At 69.6% G+C, this 24,810-nt stretch carries 20 protein-coding genes and 1 pseudogene; 12 read left to right on the top strand and 9 right to left on the bottom strand.

The window, feature by feature from the left end; translation table 11 throughout:
* Positions 1-23: 23 nt before the first annotated feature.
* Together O0S08_RS06610 and O0S08_RS06605 are read left to right on the top strand one after the other, a co-directional pair.
* Positions 24-812: a YoaK family protein gene (locus O0S08_RS06610; protein WP_269038161.1), complete on the top strand. Its 789-nt coding sequence runs from the start codon at positions 24-26 to the stop codon at positions 810-812.
* 486 nt (positions 813-1,298) lie between these two features.
* Entirely contained in the window at positions 1,299-1,790 is a 492-nt protein-coding gene (locus O0S08_RS06605) for a nuclear transport factor 2 family protein (protein WP_269038160.1), read from the top strand.
* Positions 1,791-1,802: 12 nt separating this feature from the next.
* On the opposite strand, the gene O0S08_RS06600 is transcribed toward O0S08_RS06605, so the two are convergent.
* Entirely contained in the window at positions 1,803-3,695 is a 1,893-nt protein-coding gene (locus tag O0S08_RS06600; RefSeq protein WP_269038159.1) for a multicopper oxidase family protein, read from the bottom strand.
* 144 nt (positions 3,696-3,839) lie between these two features.
* On the opposite strand from O0S08_RS06600, the gene O0S08_RS06595 reads away from it, so the two are divergent.
* The 5 genes from O0S08_RS06595 (at position 3,840) to O0S08_RS06575 (ending at position 9,705) form a co-directional block, all read left to right on the top strand.
* Positions 3,840-4,091 (top strand): hypothetical protein, encoded by a 252-nt coding sequence (locus tag O0S08_RS06595; protein ID WP_269038158.1) that lies wholly within the window; start codon positions 3,840-3,842, stop codon positions 4,089-4,091.
* Between the two features lie 365 nt (positions 4,092-4,456).
* Positions 4,457-6,142 (top strand): FG-GAP repeat domain-containing protein, encoded by a 1,686-nt coding sequence (locus O0S08_RS06590; RefSeq protein ID WP_269038157.1) that lies wholly within the window; start codon positions 4,457-4,459, stop codon positions 6,140-6,142.
* A 94-nt stretch (positions 6,143-6,236) separates the two neighbouring features.
* The gene (locus O0S08_RS06585; protein WP_269038156.1) at positions 6,237-6,872 is read left to right on the top strand and encodes a hypothetical protein; all 636 of its coding nucleotides are present in this window, start codon (positions 6,237-6,239) and stop codon (positions 6,870-6,872) included.
* Positions 6,873-6,933: 61 nt separating this feature from the next.
* On the top strand, positions 6,934-7,155 hold the full coding sequence (locus O0S08_RS06580) for a hypothetical protein (RefSeq protein ID WP_269038155.1): 222 nt from the start codon (positions 6,934-6,936) through the stop codon (positions 7,153-7,155).
* Positions 7,156-7,251: 96 nt separating this feature from the next.
* Positions 7,252-9,705, top strand: coding sequence for an amino acid adenylation domain-containing protein (locus O0S08_RS06575; RefSeq protein ID WP_269038154.1), 2,454 nt, complete (start codon positions 7,252-7,254; stop codon positions 9,703-9,705).
* Positions 9,706-9,878: 173 nt separating this feature from the next.
* Here the strand turns inward: O0S08_RS06575 and O0S08_RS06570 are convergent, their stop codons facing one another.
* Both O0S08_RS06570 and ltrA read right to left on the bottom strand, forming a co-directional pair.
* Positions 9,879-10,430: a hypothetical protein gene (locus O0S08_RS06570; protein ID WP_269038153.1), complete on the bottom strand. Its 552-nt coding sequence runs from the start codon at positions 10,428-10,430 to the stop codon at positions 9,879-9,881.
* 131 nt (positions 10,431-10,561) lie between these two features.
* Positions 10,562-11,989, bottom strand: coding sequence for a group II intron reverse transcriptase/maturase (gene ltrA, locus O0S08_RS06565; protein ID WP_269038152.1), 1,428 nt, complete (start codon positions 11,987-11,989; stop codon positions 10,562-10,564).
* A gap of 1,142 nt (positions 11,990-13,131) precedes the next feature.
* Here ltrA and O0S08_RS06560 point away from each other — a divergent pair.
* Positions 13,132-14,574 (top strand): hypothetical protein, encoded by a 1,443-nt coding sequence (locus O0S08_RS06560; protein WP_269038151.1) that lies wholly within the window; start codon positions 13,132-13,134, stop codon positions 14,572-14,574.
* A gap of 209 nt (positions 14,575-14,783) precedes the next feature.
* Here O0S08_RS06560 and O0S08_RS06555 read toward each other — a convergent pair whose 3' ends face one another.
* On the bottom strand, positions 14,784-15,758 hold the full coding sequence (locus O0S08_RS06555) for a hypothetical protein (protein WP_269038150.1): 975 nt from the start codon (positions 15,756-15,758) through the stop codon (positions 14,784-14,786).
* Between the two features lie 174 nt (positions 15,759-15,932).
* Complete coding sequence (locus O0S08_RS06550) at positions 15,933-16,559, bottom strand: carbonic anhydrase (RefSeq protein ID WP_269038149.1); 627 nt, start codon at positions 16,557-16,559, stop codon at positions 15,933-15,935.
* Between the two features lie 238 nt (positions 16,560-16,797).
* Between O0S08_RS06550 and O0S08_RS06545 the strand changes: the two genes are divergently transcribed.
* Positions 16,798-16,947 (top strand): hypothetical protein, encoded by a 150-nt coding sequence (locus tag O0S08_RS06545; RefSeq protein ID WP_269038148.1) that lies wholly within the window; start codon positions 16,798-16,800, stop codon positions 16,945-16,947.
* Positions 16,948-17,281: 334 nt separating this feature from the next.
* Here the strand turns inward: O0S08_RS06545 and O0S08_RS06540 are convergent, their stop codons facing one another.
* On the bottom strand, positions 17,282-18,814 hold the full coding sequence (locus O0S08_RS06540; protein ID WP_269038147.1) for a DUF488 family protein: 1,533 nt from the start codon (positions 18,812-18,814) through the stop codon (positions 17,282-17,284).
* 253 nt (positions 18,815-19,067) lie between these two features.
* Between O0S08_RS06540 and O0S08_RS06535 the strand changes: the two genes are divergently transcribed.
* On the top strand, positions 19,068-20,330 hold the full coding sequence (locus tag O0S08_RS06535; protein ID WP_269038146.1) for an SMI1/KNR4 family protein: 1,263 nt from the start codon (positions 19,068-19,070) through the stop codon (positions 20,328-20,330).
* 407 nt (positions 20,331-20,737) lie between these two features.
* Positions 20,738-21,271: a hypothetical protein gene (locus tag O0S08_RS06530; RefSeq protein ID WP_269038145.1), complete on the top strand. Its 534-nt coding sequence runs from the start codon at positions 20,738-20,740 to the stop codon at positions 21,269-21,271.
* A 47-nt stretch (positions 21,272-21,318) separates the two neighbouring features.
* Here the strand turns inward: O0S08_RS06530 and O0S08_RS06525 are convergent, their stop codons facing one another.
* From O0S08_RS06525 to O0S08_RS51220, 3 genes and pseudogenes are all read right to left on the bottom strand, one after another.
* Entirely contained in the window at positions 21,319-22,473 is a 1,155-nt protein-coding gene (locus tag O0S08_RS06525; RefSeq protein WP_269038144.1) for a hypothetical protein, read from the bottom strand.
* Positions 22,474-22,633: 160 nt separating this feature from the next.
* Positions 22,634-23,236, bottom strand: a complete 603-nt coding sequence (locus O0S08_RS06520; protein ID WP_269033713.1) for an IS5 family transposase — start codon at positions 23,234-23,236, stop codon at positions 22,634-22,636.
* A 19-nt stretch (positions 23,237-23,255) separates the two neighbouring features.
* Positions 23,256-23,513 (bottom strand): annotated as a pseudogene (locus O0S08_RS51220) (transposase); the annotation flags it as partial.
* Positions 23,514-23,944: 431 nt separating this feature from the next.
* Between O0S08_RS51220 and O0S08_RS06515 the strand changes: the two are divergent.
* Positions 23,945-24,745 (top strand): TatD family hydrolase, encoded by an 801-nt coding sequence (locus O0S08_RS06515; RefSeq protein ID WP_269038143.1) that lies wholly within the window; start codon positions 23,945-23,947, stop codon positions 24,743-24,745.
* The last annotated feature ends 65 nt before the right edge of the window (positions 24,746-24,810 follow it).

Genomic DNA, 24,810 nt, shown 5'->3' with positions numbered 1-24,810 from the left:
TTCCATAGACACGAAACTGGACGATGCTGACCCTCTACAGACCCGAATCGATCTTCTCGCCCCGGCACGCCCCGAGCTGGCTGCTGTTCACCTTCGCGGCCGGCGCCGTGAACGCCTCGGCGCTGCTCGCCTGCCAGACCTACGTGACGCACGTGACAGGCACCGTCACCCGGCTGGGCATGGAGGTCGTGCACCTGATGCCGTTCGTCGACTTCGCCCTCGTGCTCGGCTGCTTCATCGCCGGCGCGATGCTCTCGGGCCTGCTCATCAACGGCCGCGCGCACGCGGGCAAGCGGCCCCGGTTCGCCACGCCGCTGTGGATCGCCTTCTCCCTGGTGCTGTTCACCGCCGTGGGCGGGCACCTCGGCCTGCTCGGCGACTTCGGCGGCGCGGTCACCCAGCCGGTCGACTTCTTGCTGCTGTCGATCCTCAGCTTCGCCATGGGCCTGCAGAACGCCGCCATCGCCACCAGCACCGGCCTGCTGGTCCGCACCACCCACCTCACCGGCCCCGCCACCGACCTCGGCATCCACCTGGCCGAGCTGTTCTTCTGCAAGGACGAGGCGCGCGCCCACGCCAGGCGCCACGCGGCCCTGCGCGCCGGCAAGATCGCCGCCTTCGCCGCCGGCGCCGCGGTCACCGTCCCGCTCGCCTACCGCCTCGAGTTCCTGGTGTTCCTGATGCCCGCGTCGCTGATGCTGGTGGCGATCACGCTGAGCTTCTTGCCCGAGCGGATCGCCCGCGAGGCGCGCGCCCGCCGGCGCGAGCAAGCGGCCGCCGCCTCGGCCGCCGTCGACGGCGCCTGCCCGTAGCGTGACATGTCCCCGAGGACAGGAAATCGGCGGCCCGAAAATACGACCGCACTTCACCGCGCGAGCGACATGTCTCTCAAGACAGGTCGCGCCCGGCGCGGCGCCTGAATCCACGGACAGGCCGCCTCGGACGCGGCGCCTGAATCGACAGACAGGCTCCAGCGGCGAGCCTGAATCCCGCGACAGGTGGCGCCGGGCGCCGCCCCTGAATCCACGGACCTCACGCCCCGCCGCCCAGTGATTCACCCGACCTCGAGCGGCCGAGAAACGCGTATGAATCGGGCATCCTGGCGTCGGGGACAGGTCCGCGTCCTGGGACCACCGACGCGGACGTCTCGCCTCTGCCGCGGAGCAGCTCCGACCGCGCGCGAGGCCCGCGCAGCGAACGGGCCGCCCCGTTCTCCCTGCGCAGTGCGAGCGTGAGGGCGACCCGCGGCCCCTCTGCCGCGACTCGGCTAGCATCCCGGACTTCTGTCGGAACCCTGCATGTCGTCCCTCGCCCTCGCCCTCGCCTCGTTCCTCGTCCAGGCCGCCCCGTCCCAGCTCGCAGCGCCTTCGCCCTCGACCTCGGCTGCGCCGGTGCCCGCCACCATCGACGCCAGGACGCGCGCAGCGATCGAGGCCGTCGCCTACGACTACCTCGACGGCCAGCTCGAGGGCGACCCCCAGCGAGTCGCCCGCGCGCTGCACCCCGACCTGGCCAAGCGGGCCGTCGTGGGGGCAGGGCCGACCGCGCGCGAGGTCTTCCCGCTGCGCCGGATGAGCGCCGACGAGCTCATCGAGCTGACCCGCCAGGGCGCGCTCAAGACCCCGAAGGAGCAGTGGAATCGCAGCGTGCGCGTGCTCGACGTGACCGGCACCGCGGCCGTGGTGCGCGTCGAGACCCCGTGGTTCGTCGACTACTTCCACATGGGCCGCTTCGGCGAGCGCTGGCTGATCGTCAACGCCCTGTGGTTCAATAAGCCCCAGCCCGCCTGACGTCCCCCTCGCCTACGGCACGATGTCCCAGGAGAACATCATCGCGTGGTCCTCGTGGATGAGGTTGTGACAGTGGGCCACGTACTTGCCGGTGAAGGTCCGGAACCGGCGGAAGATCACCACTTCTTCGCCCGAATCGAGCGCCGTCGTGTCCTCCTTGGAGAAGTCGGGGCTGCCCGGCAACACCGGCTTCCCGTCGCGTGAGAGCGTCCGGTGCTCCTCCTGATGAATGTGCATGGGGTGCATCCAGCCCCCGCCGCCGTTCTTGAGCGTCCAGACCTCCCCGCTGCCCTTCTTCGGCAACGCGAGCGGCACGTGGTGATCGAAGAGCTCGCCGTTGATGGTCCACAGGCCGCCCTTGCGCTGCAATTCGAAGGTGCGGTGCACCAGCCCGTCGAGGTTGGCGGGGATCTTCGGGAGCTCCCGCAGGACGGGGGGGATCTGGCTGAGATCCGGCGCCAGCTCGTCACCGTCGATCACGAACTTCAACACCGGCACGTTCTCGTTCCTGAGGCCGTCCGGTTTGCGCCCGTCCCTCATGGTCAGGATATTGGTAAGGTAGATCTCGTCTCCGTCCCCCGTCGGACTGCCGTCCTGATATCTCGTGAAGTCGACGATCACCTCCCGGCGCTTGGCCGGCGCGATGGCGATCGAGTCCTGCACCAGCGGCGCCGGCAGGAGCCCGCCGTCGCTGGCGATCAGCGTGAAGCGCATGACCTGCTCGGCCCCGCCGAGCAGATATTGCCCCTGGACCCCGGACTTCAGCTTCGGCGTCCCCTGCATCAGCATGAACTCGTACCACCGCGAGACCGACGCATCGAGGAAGCGGAACCGGTACTTGCGCCGCTTGACCGCCAGGAACGGGAAGGCCTTGCCGTTGACCGTGAAGATGTCGCCCACGAAGCCGTCGCGGACGTAGTGGGCGAAGAACGTCTTGCCCCAATTCTCCGGGTGAGCCAGGCCGTCCTGGCCGTGGCCCGCGTGCGGAGTGACGCCGTCGTCCAGGGCGAAGTCGGCGAACACCAGCGGGATGTCGAACGCGAAGCTGGGTAGCCGCAGCCCGACCGTCTCGTCGCCGCCGTCGAAGCCCGGGTCGTAGATCGGGTAGATGCCGACCATGCCCTTGTAGACGTTCTCCGAGGTGTGGTCCATGACGTGGTCGTGGTACCAAAAGAACGCCTGCTTCTCGCGGGGATCGTTGTCCGGTGGCCAATTGAGGTAGAGGTTGTCCACGAACATGCCGGGCTCGTAGGCCAGCGGCGAATGGTGGGGGTTGCCGTCGCTCTCGGGGGCAGTATGGCCGTTGTGCAAGTGGGTGAGGAACTTCAGCTCAGGGTCCCCGAAGTCGCCCCGCGGCAGGTTCAACGGGTTCTTGTCGAGGTGGTTCTCGAAGCGCACCAGCGCCGGCCGGCCGTAGAACGCCCGGATCATCGGGCCCGGGAACACTCCATTGAAGCCGTAGATGGTGCTGGCCGGGAGCGAGGGCTTGATGGTCCCGTCGCGCGCGTCCTTCACCGGCGAGGAGGTGAAGCTGTGCGAGCCCACCTGCAGCTTTATCTGATAGATGATGGGATCGACGAGCGGGAACCCCGGCAAATTGGCGGCGTTCGTCCATATTTGGTGCGTCCCCTTGCGGCTGCTCTGTTGACCGACGCCCGGCCCCGGCGGGGGAGCGCCCGGGAGAGTGGTCCAGGTCGCGGGATTGGACGGGGCCAGCGGCTGCGGGATCGGCAACGGTTCGTTGAACGGGGCCAGGATGAGCGGGCTTATCGGCATGGGCTCCCCGCCGGTGCCGCTGCCCTTGGGGCCCTTCCCGCCCTTCTCCGCCAGCGCAGGAGTCAGCCGCAACCCGGCCGCGCCCCCCGCCGCCATCCCCAATCCTTGGATGAATTTTCGTCTGTGCATGCCTACTCTCCTTAGTTCGATGTGCTGGGTGCAAGCCATGTCGATGGACGATGTACGTGCATACCCAGCCCCTCACACCTCTGTATCGCATCCCCGGCGGATATCCGTGGCCTGCTAAAATTTTTATGCGCGGGGTGATCGACGGTGACCGCAAGTCACGGCACCAGTGCGGCGATCGCCGCCAGCGAAACATCGTCCGTGATCACCGCCACCCGGGCGCGCGAATTGGGCCACGCGTCGATTCAGGCCACGATCTCGAAGCCGGGGAGCGCCGGCTGGCCCGGTGACGCGGCCCGCTTTTCGTCCGACGAAGCACCAGAAATCCAGGCCCCGCTCATGGTGGTTTTTCCTGCGGGGAATGTCGCCAGTCCTCTCGCCAGAGCCATTGACGCGTGAAGCGGCGCCGAGGAGCTCCCTTCTCGGCGGAGTCGCGAGATTTCTCGCCCTCGAATTCCTCGAATCAGCGCCCGCTCGTCGCGGTGAGCCCAATCACCTCACAGCGATCAGCCCGCCGTTCCGTCGCACCGGCGCACATCAGCCGCGCTCCGCCGGAGGACATCTCGGCCTCACGAATCCCGACGCCAGAGTCACCCGCGTCGACCGGGACAGGATCGCGCCGACGCGCTCGGGCGGGGCGCGATGAACCGGCCTGCACGGCCGAGATCGCGCCCCCATGGCCCTTGCCAGGCGAGCCGGGCGCGTGAAACCCTGGCCCCCGGGGAACGAAGCGCATGCGCAACGATCGGGCGAACTCTCGCGGTATGTGGCTCGTCTCGCTGGCCCTCGCGGCCGCGCAGCAGGCCGGTTGCGGCGACGAGGGGCGGCCGCAGGGCCAGACCTCGCCGACCGTCGGCGCCCCGACCACCGGCACCTCGACCACCACCGGCGGCTCCACGACCCCGGAGCCGACCACCGCGCCCACCACCTCGACCAGCGCGAGCGGCAGCGAGGGCGCCAGCGTGACCGCCACCGGCAGCGTGCAGTTCGACGTCGGCAACGGCGACGACACCGACAGCGGCACCACCGGCGCGCCGAACCTGTGCAAGGTCGCGGTCGACGGCGACGCCGGCAATTGCCGCACCAAGGCCCCGCCCGACGCCTTCAGTCCCGAGGTCCAGTGGAGCTGGCCGGGCGTCGGCGAGGACGTGTTCAGCGGCGTCTCGCCGCTGGTCGCCAACCTCACCGACGACAACGGCGACGGCGAGATCGATCTGTGCGACATCCCCGACGTGGTCGTCGTCGCCGGCCCGGGCGACGGCGTCGAGCCCGACACCGGTCACGTCTACGTCCTCGACGGCGCCACCGGGGCCCTCCATTACACCATCCCCGACCCCGTCTACGGCTATTCGAGCCCCGCGCTGGGCGACATCGACAACGACGGCGTCCCCGAGCTCCTCGTATTCGCCCACGGCGACGTCGTCCGCGCCTACGAGCACGACGGCACCCCCAAGTGGACCTCCGCACCGGTCAGCGGCGCCGCCATCCGCGGCGCCGTCGCCATCGCCGACCTGAACGCCGACGGCAGCCCCGAGATCCTCTTCTCCGACTCCGTCCTCAGCGCCACCGGCGAGGTGCTGTGGAGCGTCCTCGACGGCGCATGGGGCTACGCCACTCCTGTCGCGGCCGACCTCGACGACGACGGCTTCCTCGAGGTCATCTGGGGCCATAGCGCCTACCGTCACGACGGCACCAATTATTACACCAACGACGCGGTCTCGGTCTCGTCGTTGCCGCACGTCGCCGACCTCGACGAGGACGGCCTGCCGGAGATCCTCCTGTCGACCGGCAATGGCCTCACCGTGCTCGAGCACGACGGCACCACCAAGCCGGGCCACCTCGACCTGCGGCTCACCGGCGCCACCCCCGATCACGTGTTCATCTGGCTGCGCCCTGCCGCCATCCACGACTTCGACGGCGACGACCTACCCGAGTTCTCGCACAGCTCCGCCGCGCAGTACGCCATTTACGACACCAACCCGGCCGCCATCCAGTGGCAGGCCGCCGTCCTCGACCAGAGCGGCGCCGCCGGCGGCACCGCCTTCGACTTCATCGCCGCCGGCGCCGCCCAGGCCATGTACGCCGACGAATACAGCCTGTTCGTGTTCGACGGCGCCGGCGCCCCGCTGCTCGAGGTCCCGCACACGAGCCTCACCTACATCGAATTCCCGGTGGTCGCCGACGTCGACAACGACGGCTCCGCCGAGATCGTCGTCGTCTCCAACCAAAGCCTGCAGGGCCCGCCCTCGCCCACCGTCCAGGTCATCCGCGACGTCGAGGACCGGTGGATCCAGGCGCGACGGATCTGGAATCAACACACGTATCACGTCACCAACGTCCGCGAAGACGGCACCATCCCCGCCGTCGAACCGAAGAGCTGGCAATTGCTCAACACCTTCCGCACGCAGGCGCAGATCGAAGGCGGCGCAGTGTGCGACCCGCCGGGCTGACCGCTGGTTTCACCCGGCTGGACGCGGGAACGAACGCCGTGATCGGTCGGAGGCCGGCTGTGCAACCGGGCGTCCTCGATGGTAGCTTCCCGCCATGCCCATGGAATCCGCCCTGTTCATCGCTCGCCGTGGCTGGTCATCGGTGCTCAAGAAGACGAGCCATGTCTACGTCGCGTGGTGCGAGGCGTGTGACAACGAGTTCGTCGATTACGAAGAGGAATGGCGCCCGTTCCCCGAGCTCTTGCCGTTTCTACGGTGGGAGTCCAGCCTCCAGGACACCGAGTTAGCGACGCTCGTCGCCTTGGTGCGGGGCGAGCCGCCGCCTTTCGACAAATTCTACGAAGGCGGGGACAAGGAAGACGAAGACGAAGACGAAGACGAAGGCGGGGACAAAGACGAAGAAGCTTGCCGAGCTCGGCTGCTGCCGGCGCCGAACAAGCTGTCGGACGCGCAGCGAGCGTTGTTCAGCACCCTCGATTACGCATACGTGGCGGTGTGGCCGGACGACGTGTCTCAGAAGCTCCTGGCGCTCGACGAGGCCGCGCTCCGCGCGCTCGCGGCCCGCTGGGGAGAGTCCCCCGGTTCGGTGGCCGGAAGCTCGCTGGACATCGGTCGTCGGCCCGACTGGCTCGCCGAACTCACGCGACTGCGAGCCTTCTTCAAGGACCTGCCCTCCTCAAAGGACGAGGACGGGGGACCGCTGTTCCTGGTCATTCGATCCATGAACTGACTGTGAGGCGGGCTCTGGACAGGGGCCATCCACCGGGGATACTGCCCATACATGCCGGTGCATGGATTCACGGGACCCGGTCGCCGACGTGCCCCCTGCCGTCCAATTCAAGGGCGAGCATCCCCCCAATCCGTGGACCATCAGCGGCTCCGACCCGCGACCCATTGCGGAAATTCCCGCCCTGAAACGCTTGAACGCCGAGAACCTCGTCGAGGTTGCTCGGGGTGACGCGATCACCCGATGCGATCCACCGCTTCTTGAACGCGTGGACGCGGGTCCGTAGGGTGCCGCGACCATGGCGGAGCTCCTCGAGATCGCTGGCGGAAAAACTCTCGACGTGCCGGGCTTGAAGAGGTCATGACGGGTTACAGTGGGGGCGATGTCCATCGAGCAAGCACGAGCTGCGTTCGACCGCGCCGATCCTCCTACCGGGCTCGCCCATCTGCTCGAGGCGTGGCGCACGCTGCGACTGCCGCGGATCGCGGAGCTGATCCAGCACGTGTCGGACGCGCTGGTCGCCGCCGCCCCGCCGATCGAGGGCAAGACCGACATCGCCTACGTCGAGGCGTTCGAGGCGCTCGCGCCCGGCGATCCGGTCGATCTCGGGCGATTCCTCGCACGGCCGTGGCCGTGCAAGAGCACGCATCTCGCGAACCTGTGGCTCCGCGCGACGAGCAGCCGGCCCGACGATCCGCGGCTCGTCGCTCCGATCACCCGGTTCCTCCTCGCCGATCCGACGGCGGACAACGCCGTGGCGTCGAAGGCCACGCGCCGGCTCGCCGCTCTCGGCGACGTCCGGGCGATCCCCGATCTGCGAGCGCTGGTGGCGCGCCATGGCACCCGGTACTTCGAGGCGACGCTCGCAGAGCTCGAGAGGCGCGAGGTGCATGAGCCGGCGCCGAACGAGGTCGCAGACATCGCCGCGATCGAGGCTCGCTACGCCGCGCAGATCGACGAGGCAAGGCGAGCCGCCGAACGCCGCGCGCAGCTGTTCGCCGCGTTGCTCGCGGATCCGCTCGATCCCGGCCTGAAGCGCGTGTACGGCGACTGGCTCACCGGGCGCGGCGATCCACGCGGCCAGCTGATCGCGCTCCAGCTCGCCCGCGGCGCCGACTGGCCGGCCACCTACGCCGCGGATCTCGCCGAGCGCGAGCTGCTTCGCGTGCACCGCATGGCGTGGTCGGACCCGATCGACCGCTGGTTTCGCAGCATGGAGTTCGTCGACGGGTTCTTCGCAGGGGGCATGTTCGGCCACCACGGTTTCGACGAGCTCCCCGACGCGCTCGACGAGCCGGCGTGGCGATTCGTGCGCACGCTGGAGGAGTACCAAGACGGCGATGAGCTGCTCGCGCTCCTCGACGATCCCCGGCTTGCCGGCGTGCGCACCGTCGGGTTGCTCGCCGACGCCGCGACGCTCGAGCTGCTCGTCGACCGCCCCCGCGCGCTGACCGAGCTGCGGCTGTACTGGACCGGCGATACCGACGTTGCGATCGACGGACCGCTCGCGCGCGGCACGAACCTGCCGGGGCTGCGCACGCTGGCGATCGACGTCGATCATTACCGGTCGCTGCCGGCGCTGGCGGCATGGCTGCGCGGTGCGCCAGTGATCGAGCGGCTCGATCGCATCGCGCTCTGCAATGTCCAGGCCGACGAGATCGCCGCGGTCGCGAGTCGTCGCGGTCCGCGTGTCCTCGACATCATCGCCGGCGACGGGGGCGAGCTCGCCGGATCCGGATCTGGAATTGGCTGGACGATCCGGCTGACGCGGGAGCGCGACGCTGGACCTTTCCGCTCGGCAGTCGCGCGCGATCACGTCGAGCATCTGTGGCGCGAGCCGGCGCGCTGGGGCGAGACGCTCGTGGAGGCGCTCGCCCGGCTACCGCGCGGCACGCTGGCCGACCTTCGCATCGAATCGTCGATCGAGCGGCTCAAGCTGCCGATCCGCGAGCAGCTCACCGCACTCGCGCGGGAAATCGCGCCCGCGATCGTGGTGCCGTGGGAGCAACCCGAGGCGCAGGCGGAGACCCCCGCCAGGCCGATGTTGCCCGTCCAGCAGCACCCGACCCGTCTGCATTTCGACCCCACTCGCCACACCTCCGCGGTCGCCGACTTCGTCGCCGACAAGAGCGTGTACCTCGCCGACGTCGACGACTACGACATGTACCGCTCGCTGCTGTACGCGCTCGGGGCCAAGAGCGTCGCCAACGAGATGACGGCGCCCGTCGACCTGATCGTGCACGGCAAGGCGGCCCCGCCGCAGAAGGCCCGCGCCAAGTATCCCGAGGGCGAGTTCGTGCGCGCCGACGCCGTGCTGCCGCTGTTCCATTCGAAGGTGAAGTCGTTCGCCGAGTTCGTGCGCGCGCTGCAGGCCCACGGCTTCCGGGTGCGCAACCCGAGCGACGAGGGCGACCCCGACTTCGACTTCTTCGAGCTGCAGCTCGTCGACGACTCGCTGCACGCGACGCTGCTGCGGTACCTCGAGACCTCGTCGTTCATCAGCGGCTTCATGCACAAGCAGGGCTTCCCGATCGACGAGCGCGCCGAGGCGTTCATCGACTTCACGCTGCCCGGCCGCGACTACTCCTGGTACTACCTGTGGACCACCGACGGCTGGGCCCGCGTCTACGCCCAGCGCGGCGAGGACGACTTCCCGCTCGAGATCAAGGGCTCGCAGCTGCTGCGCGTCGCCCCGATCCTGTGGACCCAGAGCACCGGCATGTACTTCTACGAGTACCCCGAGAGCGAGAGCGTCGACGGCCTGTTCATTCAGGCAGGTATCGACGCGCGCACCGGCAAGGTCACCGGCGCGGCGATCTCCCGCTCGTGGACGTAACCACTCGGCCGGGCTCGCGCACCGCCCGGCCACGCCCGTCTGCGCCAGCGAGACACTGTGAGCGTCGCCCCTCTGCACGATCATGCGATGTCGAAGGGCACAAAGCCGCGACCGCGTCCGGGCGGCGGCCGCGGATCCTTCAGGCCCCGAATCGCCGATGCTCACGCCCACGATCAGGTCGTCGACGGCGCTACGGGGGGACAGGTGAGCTCGAAGCAGCCGTCCTCGGCCGGCAAGCACGGCTGGGCGCACGGGAGGCCCTCGATGCAGCTGCAGTCGTGCGCGGCGCAGTTCCATGGGAACCTCTCGCACTTGAACGTGCTCGCCTCCCCTCGGGCCGCGGGCAGCATCTCAGCGCAATACCCCACCGGCTCCGCCTCGCAGTAATTGTACCCGCACGGGCGCAGCCATTTCGGCACCTCGCAGCCGCCGCCGGCCGCGACGTCGACCCCGTGCTGCTGCGCGGCGCATTCGTTGCCGTACACCTTCCCGTCGCACGCGCAGGTGTACCGCAGAACCAGGTTGCAAGGCGGCGGCCGCGGCCGGCACGTCCCGCGCCCGACCCCCTCGCCGCAGCGGTCGTCGGACCAGTCGCACCACTCATCCGGCCCACACATCGCGCAATCGTCGTCGTTCGCCGCCGCCGAGGTTTCCGTGAGCTCCGCGGAGCGATCGTTGCACGCCGCAACGATCGCCATCGTCATGAGCGCCTTCTGGACCCGCACTGGTAGATCCTACCCTTCCTTCGGTCTTGCCGAGTACGGCTGTTGCCCCGGAGGAAGGGCAGGACCCCCGTTCAAACCGTGCATGCGGATTTCCCGCACACGGCTTACCGGTGGACTTTCGGGCCGTTGCATTACGCTGCCTCCGGGTACTGCACGGTCCCCCGCAGACGATGGAGGCCGTGGTTGTGGAAGAAGTCGCGTGTCCAGACCTTGGCCTCCCCCGCGTGGAGATGTCGACCTTTGCGCTTCACCATGAAGGCGCGGAGTCGACTCCATACGTAGGTGTCGATCTGGTTGAACTTCGCGGCGGCGTTCCCGGTGAGGAAGTAGTTGGCCCAGCCGCGCAGCACCGGATTGATGTCGCGGATGATCACCCGCACATCTTTGACCCCGTGGCGGTTACGACCGGTCAGCTCCTTCACACGCTGTCGCACCCGCGTCAAGCTGCGCGTCGAAGGCCAGCGCTGGAGGAAGTACGCCCTGCGGCGTTCCTTCTCCCAGATCAGACCGGACATGCGCTTACGCAGGTGACAGCCGAGGAAGTCGAAGCCTTGCCGTCCCCGGCTCAGCTCGACGCGCCTCGTCTTCTCCGGATGCAGCTCGAGTCGAAGTCGACGCAGGATCTCGCGGACCCTGACCTCGGCCTCCTCGCACGCCTTCCTGGTCCTGCACAGGATCACGAAGTCATCGCAGTAGCGCACGAGCTCGCCCAGGTGGGCGTGCCGTCGCTGCCACAACTTGTCGAGGACGCCGAGGTAGATGTTCGACAGCAGCGGTGAGATGACCCCGCCCTGGGGTGTCCCCGAGAGCATCGCCGTCACCTCGCCGTCTTCCATCACGCCGGCTTCGAGCCATTGCCGCACCAGCTTGAGGACCCTTCGATCCGAGATCCGCATCTCGACGAGCTTCATCAGTCGCTCGTGATCGATGCTGCCGAAGTAGTCGCGGATGTCGGCGTCGAGCACATGGTTTCCACCTCGCGCTCCCAACACGCGCAGTCGCTCGAGCGCCTGCGTCGCGCTGCGCTTCGGCCGGAAGCCGTACGAGCACGGAAGGAAGTCCGCCTCGAATATCGGCTCCAGCACCAGCTTCGCCGCCATCTGCACCACTCGGTCCCGGACTGTCGGGATCCCCAGCGGCCGCTTCTTCCCGTCCGCCTTCGGGATGTACCGCCGCATGACCGCGCTCGGCCGGTACGTCCCCGCCTCGAGCTCTGCACCGATCGCTTCGAGGAAGCGATCGACGCCGAGCTCTTCCACCTCGGCCAGCGTCTGGGCATCGATGCCCGCTGACCCCCTGTTCTTCTTCACCCGCTTCCACGCCTCCTTCAGGACGTCACGCCTGAAGATGCGGTCGTACAGCGCATGGAAGCGTCTACCCGGATGCCGCTTGGCTGCGGCCCACAGTCGGCGTCGAAGTTCTCGCACTTTGTCACGCGGCCTGCGCCGCGCGGGGTTGTTGGGACCTGTCCTGCAGGCCATGCCCTCGCGCTTACCTTCTTCTCCGACACGACCACCCCAGGGGCCCTTCCCTCCGGCGGCGTTGTTCTGCGCCGCCATCGCCGGTACTACGACCCCCTCGGACTCCCGCTGCACAGCGCTCGACTTCGCCTTCGGCTTATACGAGCCACCTTGCCCCGACACGGACCGTGCAGACGGGCCTCTCCTGTTCCGCATCGCTCCTTGAACGCGTGCTGCGCCCCGTACCCCGGGAGGACTCATCGCGCTTTCTATTCCGGACTCGTGCGCGGTGGACGTGGCCTTCGCCGCGAAGTGATCGGCTCGGCTCCCCCATTGTTTCTCTGACGAGGCTGCAGGCTTCACTTGATGTTGCGGCCCGCGTTCTTGCTCCCTCCGTAGAGGCTCTTGACGCCCCGCTCGGGCCACGAGGATCTCTCCTCGCACCTGGGGCCTGCTACCGGGCGCTCCGGCGCTTACCCGGGCGGGACTCTCACCCGCTGGAACGGTGCAGCATGACGCGGCCGACCCGCCCCCTCCGGGGTCCTGCTCGTCCGTGTCTTCAGGACGCACCACCCCGCCAGTATAGCTCGGCGAACGGTCGACTCCGGACACAATGCTCGCCGTAACCGACAGGTCGCCAGCGTGAGAGGAGCGTGTCCACCCGGCGAGCGTGATGCTGCCCGTTGTCCATGGCGTTGCGTTGCCGCTCGGGGAGCGACCGCCTCCCGACTCGCCCGGCGTTGGTCGGCACGCCGACAGGAGGCTCGTCCGGACGCGGTCCTCGAGGGCGGTCATGGCCCCCCACTCCACACGGGCCGCGCTCTTGTAGACTTCGCCGGTGATTCGCCTTTCGCTTGGCCTGCTGTTCGTGCTCGGCTGTGCGTGCAACGCCGAGCTGCCCAAACCCGAGCCGGAGCCGGCCCCACGCCCGGGGCCATCGTCTGCAGCGATGTCTCTTCGTGCGAAGCAGCGTGCGAGAAGGGGGACGTCCCGAGCTGCGTGACAGCCGGAAAGGAGATGCACCGCGCACCGCTCGAGATCGACGTGACGCGGCTCGTGAAGGTCCTCGAGCGCGCGCGCGCCGGCGAAGCAGCCGGCGCTTGCGTCGAGTTGACCAATCTGCACCAGGTGTCGGGGGCTCTCTTCCGGTCGCAGTCGATGCATCGGGCGTCCCCCCGTGCCACAGCCCGCGGGAGGCCCGCGCTTGCCGACCCCCTCGCGCGTGCACTACTGTTGGCGTGATGCACCGGTCGTCCTTCGCTGTGTCTGTCGGCGCGCTGCTCGTCGTCGCTTGCGGCCCCGAGTCGGCCACGGATCCATTGTTCGAGGAGATCTGCGGCACCCCTGGCCCGCATCGGCTGTTCGCGCTCGAGCCCGGAGAGAGGCTTCATCCACTCGGCGACGTTCGAATCGGCGAGCGCCTCTACTTCATCGCCGGCACGGGTAAGACCGAGTTCCCGGGTTCGCCTGCGCCCGCGACCGCGACCGTGTCCAGCGCCGGTCTGTGCGGCGAGGAGCGCCGCTTCATCGCCGACGACATCCGCAACGTGTTCGCGCGCGAGCAGTTCCCTGGGGCGCTGTTCGGCTGCCGCGGCGAGGTATCGGGCGACCTCTTCGTCCTCGATCCTGCCGGGGTGACCCCTCCGCGGCTCCTCGTGTCGGACGGCTGCGACAGCGCCGTCTGGACCAGCCATGGCATCGTCCGCAAAGTCGAAACCACCGACGACGCCGCCCGCCTGCTCTTTTACTCCTACCCCGCCGATCTCGACGCCGGACCCATCGAACCGACCGTCCTCGTCGATTCGATCGATCACCGGGAGGTTGTCGTCACCGACGAGGACGAGCTCCTCGCGCTCGACCTCGACGGCAACCTCCTCCAGATCGACCTCCCGGACGGCGAGCTCTCCGTCGTCCAGGCCGCCGTCACGCGCTTCAACGCCGGGGTCGACGGCCGCTATCTCATCTGGGAGGACCGGCTCACCGGTAGCGACGACCCCGAGGGTCCCCCGGGCGACCTCGTCCTCCGCGATCGCCGCTCGGGTATCGACACGGTCCTCGCCGAGGCGCCCCACGCCTTCGCTGCGCGGTTGTATGAGTACGAGGAGCGCGTCGAGCTCTCGGCCGGCCGCTTCGCCGGCGGACGCACGGTCGCCCTGCCGTCGCTCACGGAGACCGAGATCCCGGCGGGCCGGCGCCTTGTCTCCCTATTCTCCGAAGACCGCTGGCTGATGGAGGGAGAGGATGGCGGCTGGTACATCCGGAACCCTGTCGCCGGCACGGAGACCCTCGTCACCCGCGACCCCGGGAGCCTGTACAGCCGGGGCTCCGACGGCATGCTGATGCTCCGCGAGCCCGCGTCCGGGCCCGACGGACACCTCGAGCTGTGGCACTACCCCTTCGACGGCGGCGAGCCCGAGCTACGTGCGGCGCGCATCACCGCACCCCCGGGGCGCCTCGGCGACGGCCGCACCTACACCGTCGTCGACGCTGATGCCGAGGGGCTCGGCGAGCTCGTCCTCGTCGATCCGCTCACCCTCGCCGAGCATCGGCTCGACGACCGCGTCCACCTGCCGCACCCCCTGTTCGGCTGGTTCAGCCCGCTCGTCGACCGGGACACGATCGCCTACCAAATCTTCGACGGTGAACGCTCGGGCGTGTGGATTGCCCGCCCTGCCGCCGAATAGCGGGAGACAAGGGCTGGCTCCCGGAGCCGCGTCTCCGCCATCCTCCTCTCTGTCTCTCAGGTCATGTCCAATCGGACATATACAACGTCTCAATAATAAGAGACCGCCCGGAGATGTCTGCGGCGACGCGAGTCAGAGAGGGCGCAGATCGCCGTCGACTGCGAGCGGCCGGGCCTGGAAGCCCGGCGAGCACGCACACGAGCGGTCCCCTACCGCCTGCCGTGGATGAGCGTCCGCACCTCGTCGTCGAACTCGACCTCGATCTTTCCGTCGACCACGCGGATCACCGAGCCGGCGCCGAACTTCGGGTGGTCGACGACGTCACCGACCGCGAACACCTCCGAGCTCGCGTAACGCCTGCTCGCCCGCGGCGGCACGGTCGCGTCGCGCTCCGGGTGCTCGGCGATGAACACGATCCTCAGCTTGGCGACGCGACCGAGCGCCTTGCCGACGAACACCGGGTACAGGCCGTCGCCGTGGCCCGAGAACGCGAAGGCGCCGAGCCCGTGCACGACCCCCTCGACGTGGAGCTCGGTCTGCGCCGGCTCGGGGCAGGTCCGGTCGAATACACCAGCCATGCCGGCGTCGACGCCGATCGTGCCGATCTGCTCCGCTGCGACGACGTCGACGCCGTCAGCGTGGATCACCGCGAGCTCGGCGGTACAGTCGGCGTCCTCCCCGACGCCGGCACGCACGAACACCTGCCACGGCCCCGCGAGCGCCTCGACGGTGGACGACAGCGCGAAGATGCTGGCCGGCATGCGGCTCGCCTTGCGCAGGTGGCACGGGTCGGCCACATCGAGCACGCCGCTACACCTGAACGCTCCGAGATACTCATAGCCGCCGATCGGACGCGGCGGCACGAGCGGGAACTTTCGGGCCCGCACTGCGGCGAGCACGGCGCGGGCGGACAGGCCGAACGGCGCGCCGAGCTCGTGGAAGAACGCCTCGCGGTGCCACGCGGCGTGCTCGCGGGCCCGGGGTTCGAGCGACCCCGACGCGAACAGGGCGCGCCCCTGAAGCGGCAGCGTCTCGGCGAGCGCGAGGCCGCAGAGGTGCGAGGTCCACTCGACGATGAGGACGGCCGTCGACAGCGGCGGCAGCGGCCCGTCGAAGCGTCGTTCGACGAGCGCCTCGATCAGCCGGCCCGCCTCGGCGCGTGTCGTGGGCGATCGTCGCGTCATGGTGGCCCGCATCGTACCCGAAGGCCGGGGCGCGGTCGCCCCGGGGCTCGGGCGCTCGACGAAGCGTCGACGCTCACGTCGACGCTCACGTCGTCGGCGACGCTTCGGGGGCGCGCAGGATCGCGTTCGCGTCGCGCGCTCACCCCGGCGCGCCTCGTCGCGGGGGCGGACGCGTCACTGAGGCGGCAGCGCCTCGCGTAGCTCCGCAGGCACGTCGAGGAAGTCGACGTGCCCCGTGGTGATGTCGTACACCGCGCCGACGATCACCATCTGCCCGCTGTTGACCATGTCCTCGAGGATGCGGCTGCCGTGACGCAGGTGATCGACCGCGTTGCGGACGTTGGCGCGGATCGCATCGCGGAGCTGAAGCTCGGGCGAGCGACCCTTGCCGACCTCGAGCACCGTCTGCGCCGACGAGCGGATGCGGTCGACGATGTCACGGATGTTGTCGCTGGCCACCGTGCTCTCCCCGCGCAGCACCTCGAGCGTCGCCGTCACTGCACCGCACGACGAGTGCCCCATGACGACGACGAGCCGGGTGCCGTAGGTCGCCGCGGCGAACTCGGCGCTGCCGATGCCGGACGGCGCGACGATGTTGCCGGCGACGCGGATCACGAACAGGTCACCGAGCCCCTGGTCGAACAGGATCTCGGCCGGCGCCCGCGAGTCCGAGCAGCACAGCACGATCGCAAACGGGCTCTGACCCGCTGCCAGCCCGCCGCGCTGCAGCTGGCTCGCCAGCGCGGTGACGCTGCGGGTGTCGTTCTTGTAGCGTTCGTTGCCGGCGATCAGCCGGCGCATCGCTTCAAGGGGGGACGGGGGAGTCTGTGGCATGGTCGGGCTCGGTGCTTCGCGGTCGGCGAAAATGCGCGGGCAGAGTGCGACGAATCGCCGCCACCGGCAAGCGACCTCCGGGTCGCAGTGGGCGAAGCGCACTCGCGCCTGGCCTGCCTGCGGCGGCGGAGCGGTGCGCACGAAATTTCTGAGCGGATTCCGCACGGTCGAGCGGTATCGGAGAATCCTCTGGATGCTGTGTCCCGTGACCTGGCGCATCCTGGAACTCGCCTTCGCTCGCGGATGCTCCTACGAATGGACCGAAGCGTCGCCGGTCGGCGATCGTGCGGCGCGACAGCTGCTTGAAGAGACAGGTTCCTGTGCGTCGCGCTTCAGCAGTTCGCCGGTAGAGTGAGAGAAGCAGCCTGTCCTCCGGTTCATGTCGGGCGCCTGGCCTGGCTGCCGACCGAGTGCCCACCGCCGAGCGTGATGTCGAGTCCGTCCCTACTTCGATTGTCTCGACAGCCCGGCGACCGGGTAGTGGCGAACCTCCTGCTCGTAGTGCGTTGTCCATCGCGCGCGTCGATCTGTCGGCCCCTGTCATGGTTGCGGACAGGACGGAGCTCGGCACGCGCCGTCTCGACTACGAGGTCGTGCGCGTGCTGTCGGGCCGATCTGTCCTTCAAGACAGATGGTGCCCAGGCAGCGGTTTGCCGCGGCAGCGTCGCACGGTCGTCGGCTCGCCGCGCTCACACCCGGCCCCTGGATGTCCTCGCAGTGCCGGCGCGTAGCGAGCGGCCGGAGCCCGGCGCACGCTTCGGCGGCGGCGCCGCGTGAATCAGGCCCCGCGCCAACATGTCGCCCCCGAGCGCACAGAAGTAGAGGTAGCCGCGACGATCGCCGAAGCGCTCGACGTCCAGCGGAGCGTCCGCGGCCACGCGCGTCAGCGTGCGGAGGCCGCGGGCGACCCCGACGTCGCCCGGCGGAAACACGTCGAGGCGACCGAGGCCGCGCAGCAGCACCAGGGCGGCGCTCCACGGGCCGATGCCGGGCAGCTCGCCGAGGGTAGCGAGCGCGTCGGGCGTGGTCAGGCCGGCGATCGTCGCCTCCGCCAGCTCGCCGGACGCGATCGCCCAGGCCAGGTGGCGCAGCACCTCGGCCTTGCGCGCGCTCAGACCGCACGCTCGCAGCGTGTCGAGGCGAGCCGCGGCGACCGCCGGGGCGGTCGGGAAGGCATGAAAGCGGCGACCCGCGTGCTCGATCGATCTGCCGAAGCGCTCGACCAGGCGGGCGACCACCGCGGCGCCGGCGTCGAGGCTCACCTGTTGGAACGGCACCACATTGGCGAACACCTCGAACCATTCGGCGAACCGCGGCGGCCGCATGCCGCGCAGCGCCAGGCCGGTGGGGCGGAGCCTGCGATCGGCGGTGGTGAGCCGCAGCAACGGCGCGGGCTCGACGTCGAGGCCGAGCACCTTGCGCAAGGCGGCCGCGAGCTGCGGACGCGCCGCCGGCGAAACGTCACCGTGCGACACCACGTATCGCAGGTCGGGCGCGTCGACCGTCCCGCGGTCCTCGACCTCGACCAATACGAGCTCTCCGGCGACTGTCAGCACCCGTCGATAACGGCCGTCGTCCCACACGTCGACGCGATTGATCGGCCGACGCTGCAGCACCCGGACGGTCGCCTCGAGGTGGAACGGCGCGGGTGTGGGGAGCGGCCCGCCGCCGTCGCGCTCGCCCGGATAGGTCACCCGCGCGCCCTCGACCACCGCGAAGGCGGTCATACGATGCGGCGAGGAGCGCGAGAGGCCGGTGATGTGCTCGACCTGGGCCCCGCGGGCCATGAGCGCGTCGGCGACGAGCGAGCGGTGGCAACGCCACGGCACCGCCTCCGCGCACATCAGCGCGACGCGACCCTTCGCCGCCCAGGCGCGGAGCTCGGCCAGCCCGGCCGCGAATTCGTCGGTCTGCATATAATCGGCGTAGCCCCTGAAGCTCTGATTGCGCCACGCGCTGTTCGTCGCGTCCTTGCCGGGGCGCCGCAGACCTCCGAGACGCGGGAGGTGCACGTATTTCAGGCGCCGGCGCCGAAGGGCCGCCGGCAGCGCGTCGCCGTTGAATTGCGGGTTGTGCCGCGAGCGAGGGATCGTGCGGATGTCCGCGACCACGGCGACGTCGAACGCGCGCAGCAGCGCGACCAACTCGTCGAAGGTCCGCGTCGAGTGGCCGATCGTGTAGATCCGCACCCCCCTCCAGCGATTGCTCGCAGCCGTAGGCATCGCCCCTCGGGCTCGCGTCGGCGGGCCTCGCCCGGGATCTAGCCGAGCTGGCGCTCGACCCCGGCTTGCCCGGCCGTCGCGCCCTTCACGCTGAGCGGAGCGCCGCGCCCGAATTGGCGAGCTGCAGCGGCGCAGGGCGCGCAATCGCGCCCCGGCACGTGCGGGCCAGCGAGCGTGCTGTCCGCGCCGAGGCGGTCCGCGGGTACTGTCGTCACGTCATGGGCGTGTGCCACGATGCCGCCCACAGGCGCCGATGAAGATCCACTGGCCCGACCTCGACATGATCAACCTGGGCCTCGAGCTCAACGACGCGTGTCGGCTCGATCCGACGACCGGCCGCTTCACGATGGAGGAGGTCGGCTACCCGTTCCTCGCCGGCGTGTCGCCGAGGTCCGACGAGCAGCACCTGTGGGGCGCGAGCATGGATCGACCCGAGCGCGGGACCCTCGTGCGCGCCCGCTACTTGATGCGCCGCCTCAGGGCCCGGCGCGCCTGCGCGAGCGGCCTCGCCGACCCCGCGCAGGCGGCCCACATGCTGCGCGTGCTCGACGGGGAGGGCTCGCCGGAGCAGCGCGCCGCTTTTTCGAATTACATCGAGGCGCTGCCCCCCGGCCCGCGCCGCCGCACGCTGGCCGCGCTCGTCGAGCGCGTCGAGCAGGATCGCGACGATCGCAACGACGCGCTCCTGTGGCGCGACGCGTACGCGCTCGACGACGACATGCTGACGCACCTGCGGATCGTCGCGTTCGACCGCGAGCTCCGCCGCGTCGACGGCGAGGCCCGTGACGCCCTGATGGAGTCGCAGTACCTCTTTCACCTCGACGCGATCTGGCGGTGGGCCGAGCGGCTGCCGGAGCCGCCCGACGAGCCGCCGCCGTGGCTCCCCGAGGTGCTCGCGTGGCGCGAGCGCGAGGCCGCGGCCCAGCGCGTCCGCGTCGACGGCCTGCTCGCTCGCCTCGAGCGCTGGCTCGCGACCCATGCCCCCGTCGTCCACGCCGAGCTGCGGCCCGGCGCCGACCCGGCGCGGCTCGACGCCTGCGAGCGCGAGCTCGGCCGTCCGCTGCCGCCGGCGCTGCGCCAGCTGTGGGCCTGGCACGACGGCGGCGGCGAGTTCATGCCGATCGCGTTCGTCTACTCGCTCTATTCGGTCGACGAGGCCCTGGCCCGGCGCGCCCAGGGCCGCGAGTGGTTCGCCGACGAGCCCCAGTGGTGGAACCCGGCCTGGCTGCCGTTGCTGCACGACCCGTCGGGCAACGACATCTGCCTCGACCCCAGCGGCGAGTTCGGCGGCGAGGCCGACGAGCTCGTCGGCTTCTGGCACGACGACAACGACCGCGAGATCGTCGCCTACGACTTCGAGTCGCTGCTCGACACGCTCGTCGCCCTGTACGAGTCGGGCGAGATCACGGCCGACGGCGAGGACCTCGACGGCGTCAGCCAGTGGGAATGGACCGTGTGGTCGCGCCGGCGCGCCGGCAGCCGCCCGCCGACCTTCGAGGTCGCCAGTCCTCGCTGACCCGCGCTCACAGCCACGCGCGGAACGGCAGCCCCGCTTCGTGTCGCCGGCGACGTCCAACCGCGCGTTCACGCTCCACGGGTCGCTGATGACGCTCGTGTTCGCACTGCCGGCGATCCCCGCCGCACTCGGCCACGCCGCCGTGCGTCACCTGCTCGCAGAGACAGGCTGTATGCCGGCGTGGCTCGGGCCGCTCGGGCTGCCCCTGTTCGTCGCGTCGGCGCCGCTGCGGGCTCGTCGGCTCGACGACCGCGCCGGCCGACGCGACGGAGTTCTCGACGCCGGTTCACCACCAGCGCGCGTCGCTGGCCGCGGCCCGTGGCTCCGGACATGGCTGGGGACGTGGCGGGTCAAAGGTTCGCGTCGCGCCGACGACATCGGCGCTTCGCGTGTTGTAGGATCAGGGCGTGGTTGACACGTCCTTCCTCCGCGAGACGCTCGGCCTTCGCTCCCTCGCCGACGAACGCCTCGGCGACGACGGTGAGGCGCTCCGCGTCATCTATGGCCCGACCTTTCACGCGAACGTGGCGATCACCGTCCGGCGTGTGGGCGACCTCGCCGAGCTCGAGGTCCTGGTCGAGGGCGCGGCGCCCGAGCGGGTGATGCTCACGTCGGTCGAGAGCGCTCCACCGCTTGGCCTCCTCCGCCAGCCGATCGACGCCTGGGATGTCTTCTCTCGCGACGGGATCGCGGCCCACGGCGAGCGCTGGGACGGCCGCGAACGGGTCCTCGCCCACATCGGCAACCCCATCCCAGCGGCCGAACCGGCGGCCTATCAACTCCTCGTCGAGATGCTCGACTTCGCCGCGGCTCGCCCCTGGAGTCTGCGGATCCAGGAGGCCCTGGCGTGCGTCCGTCGCTACCTCGAGGACGCGGACGAACTACCCCCGCGACAGGCACGGCGCAGGCGCCAGCTCGCTTCACAGCGCGGCTGGGAATGACGCGCTCGCCCGCGGCTCTGCGGGTGGTGTCGCGTTCGCGTCGCACATCAGAAATAGTGAGTATAGAGCTTCCCCGGGATCGCCCGGACCGGGGTGAGCGCTTCCTCGTCGAAGCGCCAGATCCGGGCCTCGATCGTCGAAGACTCGTCGACGGTGATCCAGTGCAATCGTCCGTCGTGGACGAATGCGAGGACCGGGGACGGGTTGGAGTAAGGGATCCCGCAATTCCGCTCGCGCACGAAGGGCGAGTCGAAGACGCGGCGATCGGCGGTCCGGACCCATGAGGTCGGCGATCCCTCGGGGTCGCCGGCGAAGACGTCCCACTGGGCCTGCCGGTGCGGCAGGCGGCGATCGACCGAGTAATAGACGTGTACCGGCGGGTGCTCGGGCGCCCCATAATGCACCGTCAGCGCCCGCCACCGCCGCGCCTTCGAGCTCGGCACGCGCCGGGTGAAGTGGCGATCCATCGGCGCGGGCGCGGCCGTGAGCGGGATCTTCCCCCTGTGCGCACCGTTGTCCGGGTCCATCTGCCAGCAGAGCCCCTCGACCCGGACCTCGAAGCGCATCGCGATCACCGACGGCGACCGGACGTGGCGGGGGAGCGCGAAGAGGAAGCCCCGCTCCCGGTCGTGGTCGCCGAGCGAGAGCGGCGCCGGGATGCCGCTGGGGAGGATCGGGTCGCAGACGAGGGGCTTGGCGGTCACGATTGCCACCGCCGGGACGCAGGGGTCGCCGTCGCCATCCTCGCCGTCCTCGCGCTCGCCCTTCGCGACCACGGCCGCCTCCTCCGGCGGGACCTCGTCGCCGCATCGATCCAGGCGTCGGCCGGCGACCGCCTCGACGACGCCGCCGGCATTGGTCATGATCCAGAGCGGCTCCCCCTCCGCCCATGGCACGACCCCGGGGCCGACGACGAAGGGACCTCGGTGGTCGTCATAGTCCGAGGCGAATTCGCCGCAGCTCCCGAGGAGCACCGCCGACGGATCGAAGTCGATCGACACCCTTACTTCGGGGGCCGGCTCGATCGCCTCGGATGGCCGCGGTGGAGGCGCGATCGCCTTCGGCGGCGCGGCGACCGAGTCATTCGTCGTCGCCGAGATTGAGCGCGACGTACAGCCGAGGAGCACGACGCCGAGCAGCACGACGTGCGCTGCGCACTCTCGCGCTCGCCGCTCCGGCGTCGTCGGGAGAGGCTCGCTCATGCCACCCCGAGCATATCGATCACCCGCGAGCTCCGCCACACCCTTCGCTCGCAGCCTCGCGGGCCCGGCTCGGCCGAACCCGTGGGGTACAGAGTCACAAACGCCCCCCCGCCGCGCGGACCGGGCTCGTCCGTCGCCGGCGATTCAGCGACGAGCTTCACTAGGCTATGTCCGAAATCGCGCATGAAGCAGACAGACGCAGGTAGCGGTGGATAAACGCTAGTTTAACCATCGCCCCGAAGTTGATGGCTTTCTTCTCGAACCGGGTAGCGATCCGGCGTGACTCCTTGAGCCAGCCGATGAGGCACTCGATGATGCTTCGACGTCGGTACGCGGCCTTGTCGAATGCGACAGGCCGAAGGGAGCGGTCCTCGTTCTCCTTACTCGGGATTATGGGCTTGATGCCGAGCTCCAACAGGTACTGGTCGACCCAGTTCGCTCGGTAACCCTTGTCGCCGGCGAGCGCGACGGGCCAAGCCATCGGTGTCCCGTGCTCGTCGTGCAGAGTCTCATCGGCGCCGCAGAGCAAGGTGTCGACCATCGTCTGGTCGTGGATCTGGCCGGCGCTGAGATGGAAGTGGAGGGGGTGTCCGTGTGCGTCACACAGGATGTGGATCTTCGTGCCCCAGCCACCCCGGGAGCGCCCCAGCGCGTGATCCTTCGGTTCTTCTGGGTTCGTCGATTTTCCCCCCGCCGCTGCTGCAGCGAGCCGCGCGGATCGACGTGCCGTCGATGCACCAGAGCTCGGCGGGTGGGTCGTCATGCGAAACCACGCAGCTGCGGAGTCGTCGCAGCACCTCGTCGAACGTCCTGTCTTGGTTCCACTTGTTGAAGAAGTCCCACGCAGTCGACCATGGACCGAACTCGATCGGAAGATCACGCCACGGCGCTCCTGTGCGGAGCACCCAAAAGATGGCGTTCAGTATCGTCCGGCGATCTCTCGCGCGCCGTCCCGTCTTGCAGTTGCGAGTCGGAAACAGGTCCGCGATCAGGTTCCACTGGTCGTCCGTGAGCTGGTGGCGGGGAACGCGGGGCGTCATGTCCCCGACCAGATCAAGAAATCCCGATGTCTCCAAGAAACTGGCGTTTTCGGGATTTCGGACATGGCCTAACCGATCGGGTGGTCACGTTGCGCGTCCCGCCGCTGGCCGAGCGCACCGACGACATTCCCGCCCTGCCTGAGTTGCCGCTTCAACCTCCCCGTCGACGCGTAACCCTGGCGATCAAACCGCCCCCGCGGGCCAGCCCCGAACGTCCAAGGTGAACTCGCAGGTGCCCGCGCAATCAACCTACCAAGATCACCAGAATCATGAGCCTCCGTACAATGCGTATCAGGCGCCACCCCGCGGTACAGCTTCAAGATCTACCGATCGTGCGCTGACCCGCGACGACGCCACCAGTCCGGATTTCTCACCACCGACACCTGGCCGCGCTCGGAGTGTTACGCGTATCATGGCCGCCGGAGACCGGCGTGCCCCCTGCGATCATCGACATCGGCGTCAACCTCACCCACCGCTCGTTCGCCTCGGACCTGCCGGCCGTCCTCAGCCGCGCGCGTGGGGCGGGGGTGGCCCACATGGTGGTCACGGGCACGAGCCTATCCGGGAGCATCCACGCCGTGGAGCTGGCGGTGGCGCACCCGGGGCTCTTGTCGGCCACGGCGGGGGTGCATCCGCACGACGCCAGGCACTGGGAGGGCGACGCGCCCGCGCGGCTGGCGAAGCTCGCGGAACGGCCGCAGGTGCTGGCGATCGGCGAGTGCGGCCTCGACTTCGACCGCGACTTCTCGCCGCGACCCGTGCAAGAGCGGTGCTTCGCGGCGCAGCTCGAGCTCGCGGCCACGACCGGCCTGCCGGTGTTCCTGCACGAGCGCTCGGCGCACGCGCGCTTCGTGGAGATCCTGGCCGAGTACCGCTCGCGGCTGTGCGACGCGGTGGTGCACTGCTTCACCGGCACCAAGGCCGAGCTGCATCGCTACCTCGACATGGACTGTCACATCGGCATCACCGGGTGGATCTGCGACGAGCGCCGCGGGCTGCACCTGCGCGAGCTCGTGCGATCGATCCCCGCGAGCCGCTTGATGATCGAGACCGACGCGCCGTTCCTCGCCCCGCGCGACATCAAGCCCACCCCCAAGCGCAACGAGCCGGCCTTGCTGGCGCACGTGGCCGCCGCCGTGGCCAAGGCCCGCGGCGAGACGGTCGAGGCGCTGGCGACCAGCAGCACCACCACGGCGTGCGCGTTCTTCGGGCTGAAGCTCGCGGCGAGTTAGGTCCGCACCGGCAAAGTGACAGGGGCTCGGGCGAGTCTGGGTATCCTCCGGGGGCTGCCATGGGG

The sequence above is a fragment of the Nannocystis punicea genome (assembly GCF_026965555.1).
Lineage (GTDB): Bacteria > Myxococcota_A > Polyangia > Nannocystales > Nannocystaceae > Nannocystis > Nannocystis punicea.
The sequence above is the reverse complement of the archived record's forward strand: the minus strand, read 5'-3'. Positions and strand labels throughout refer to the sequence as shown.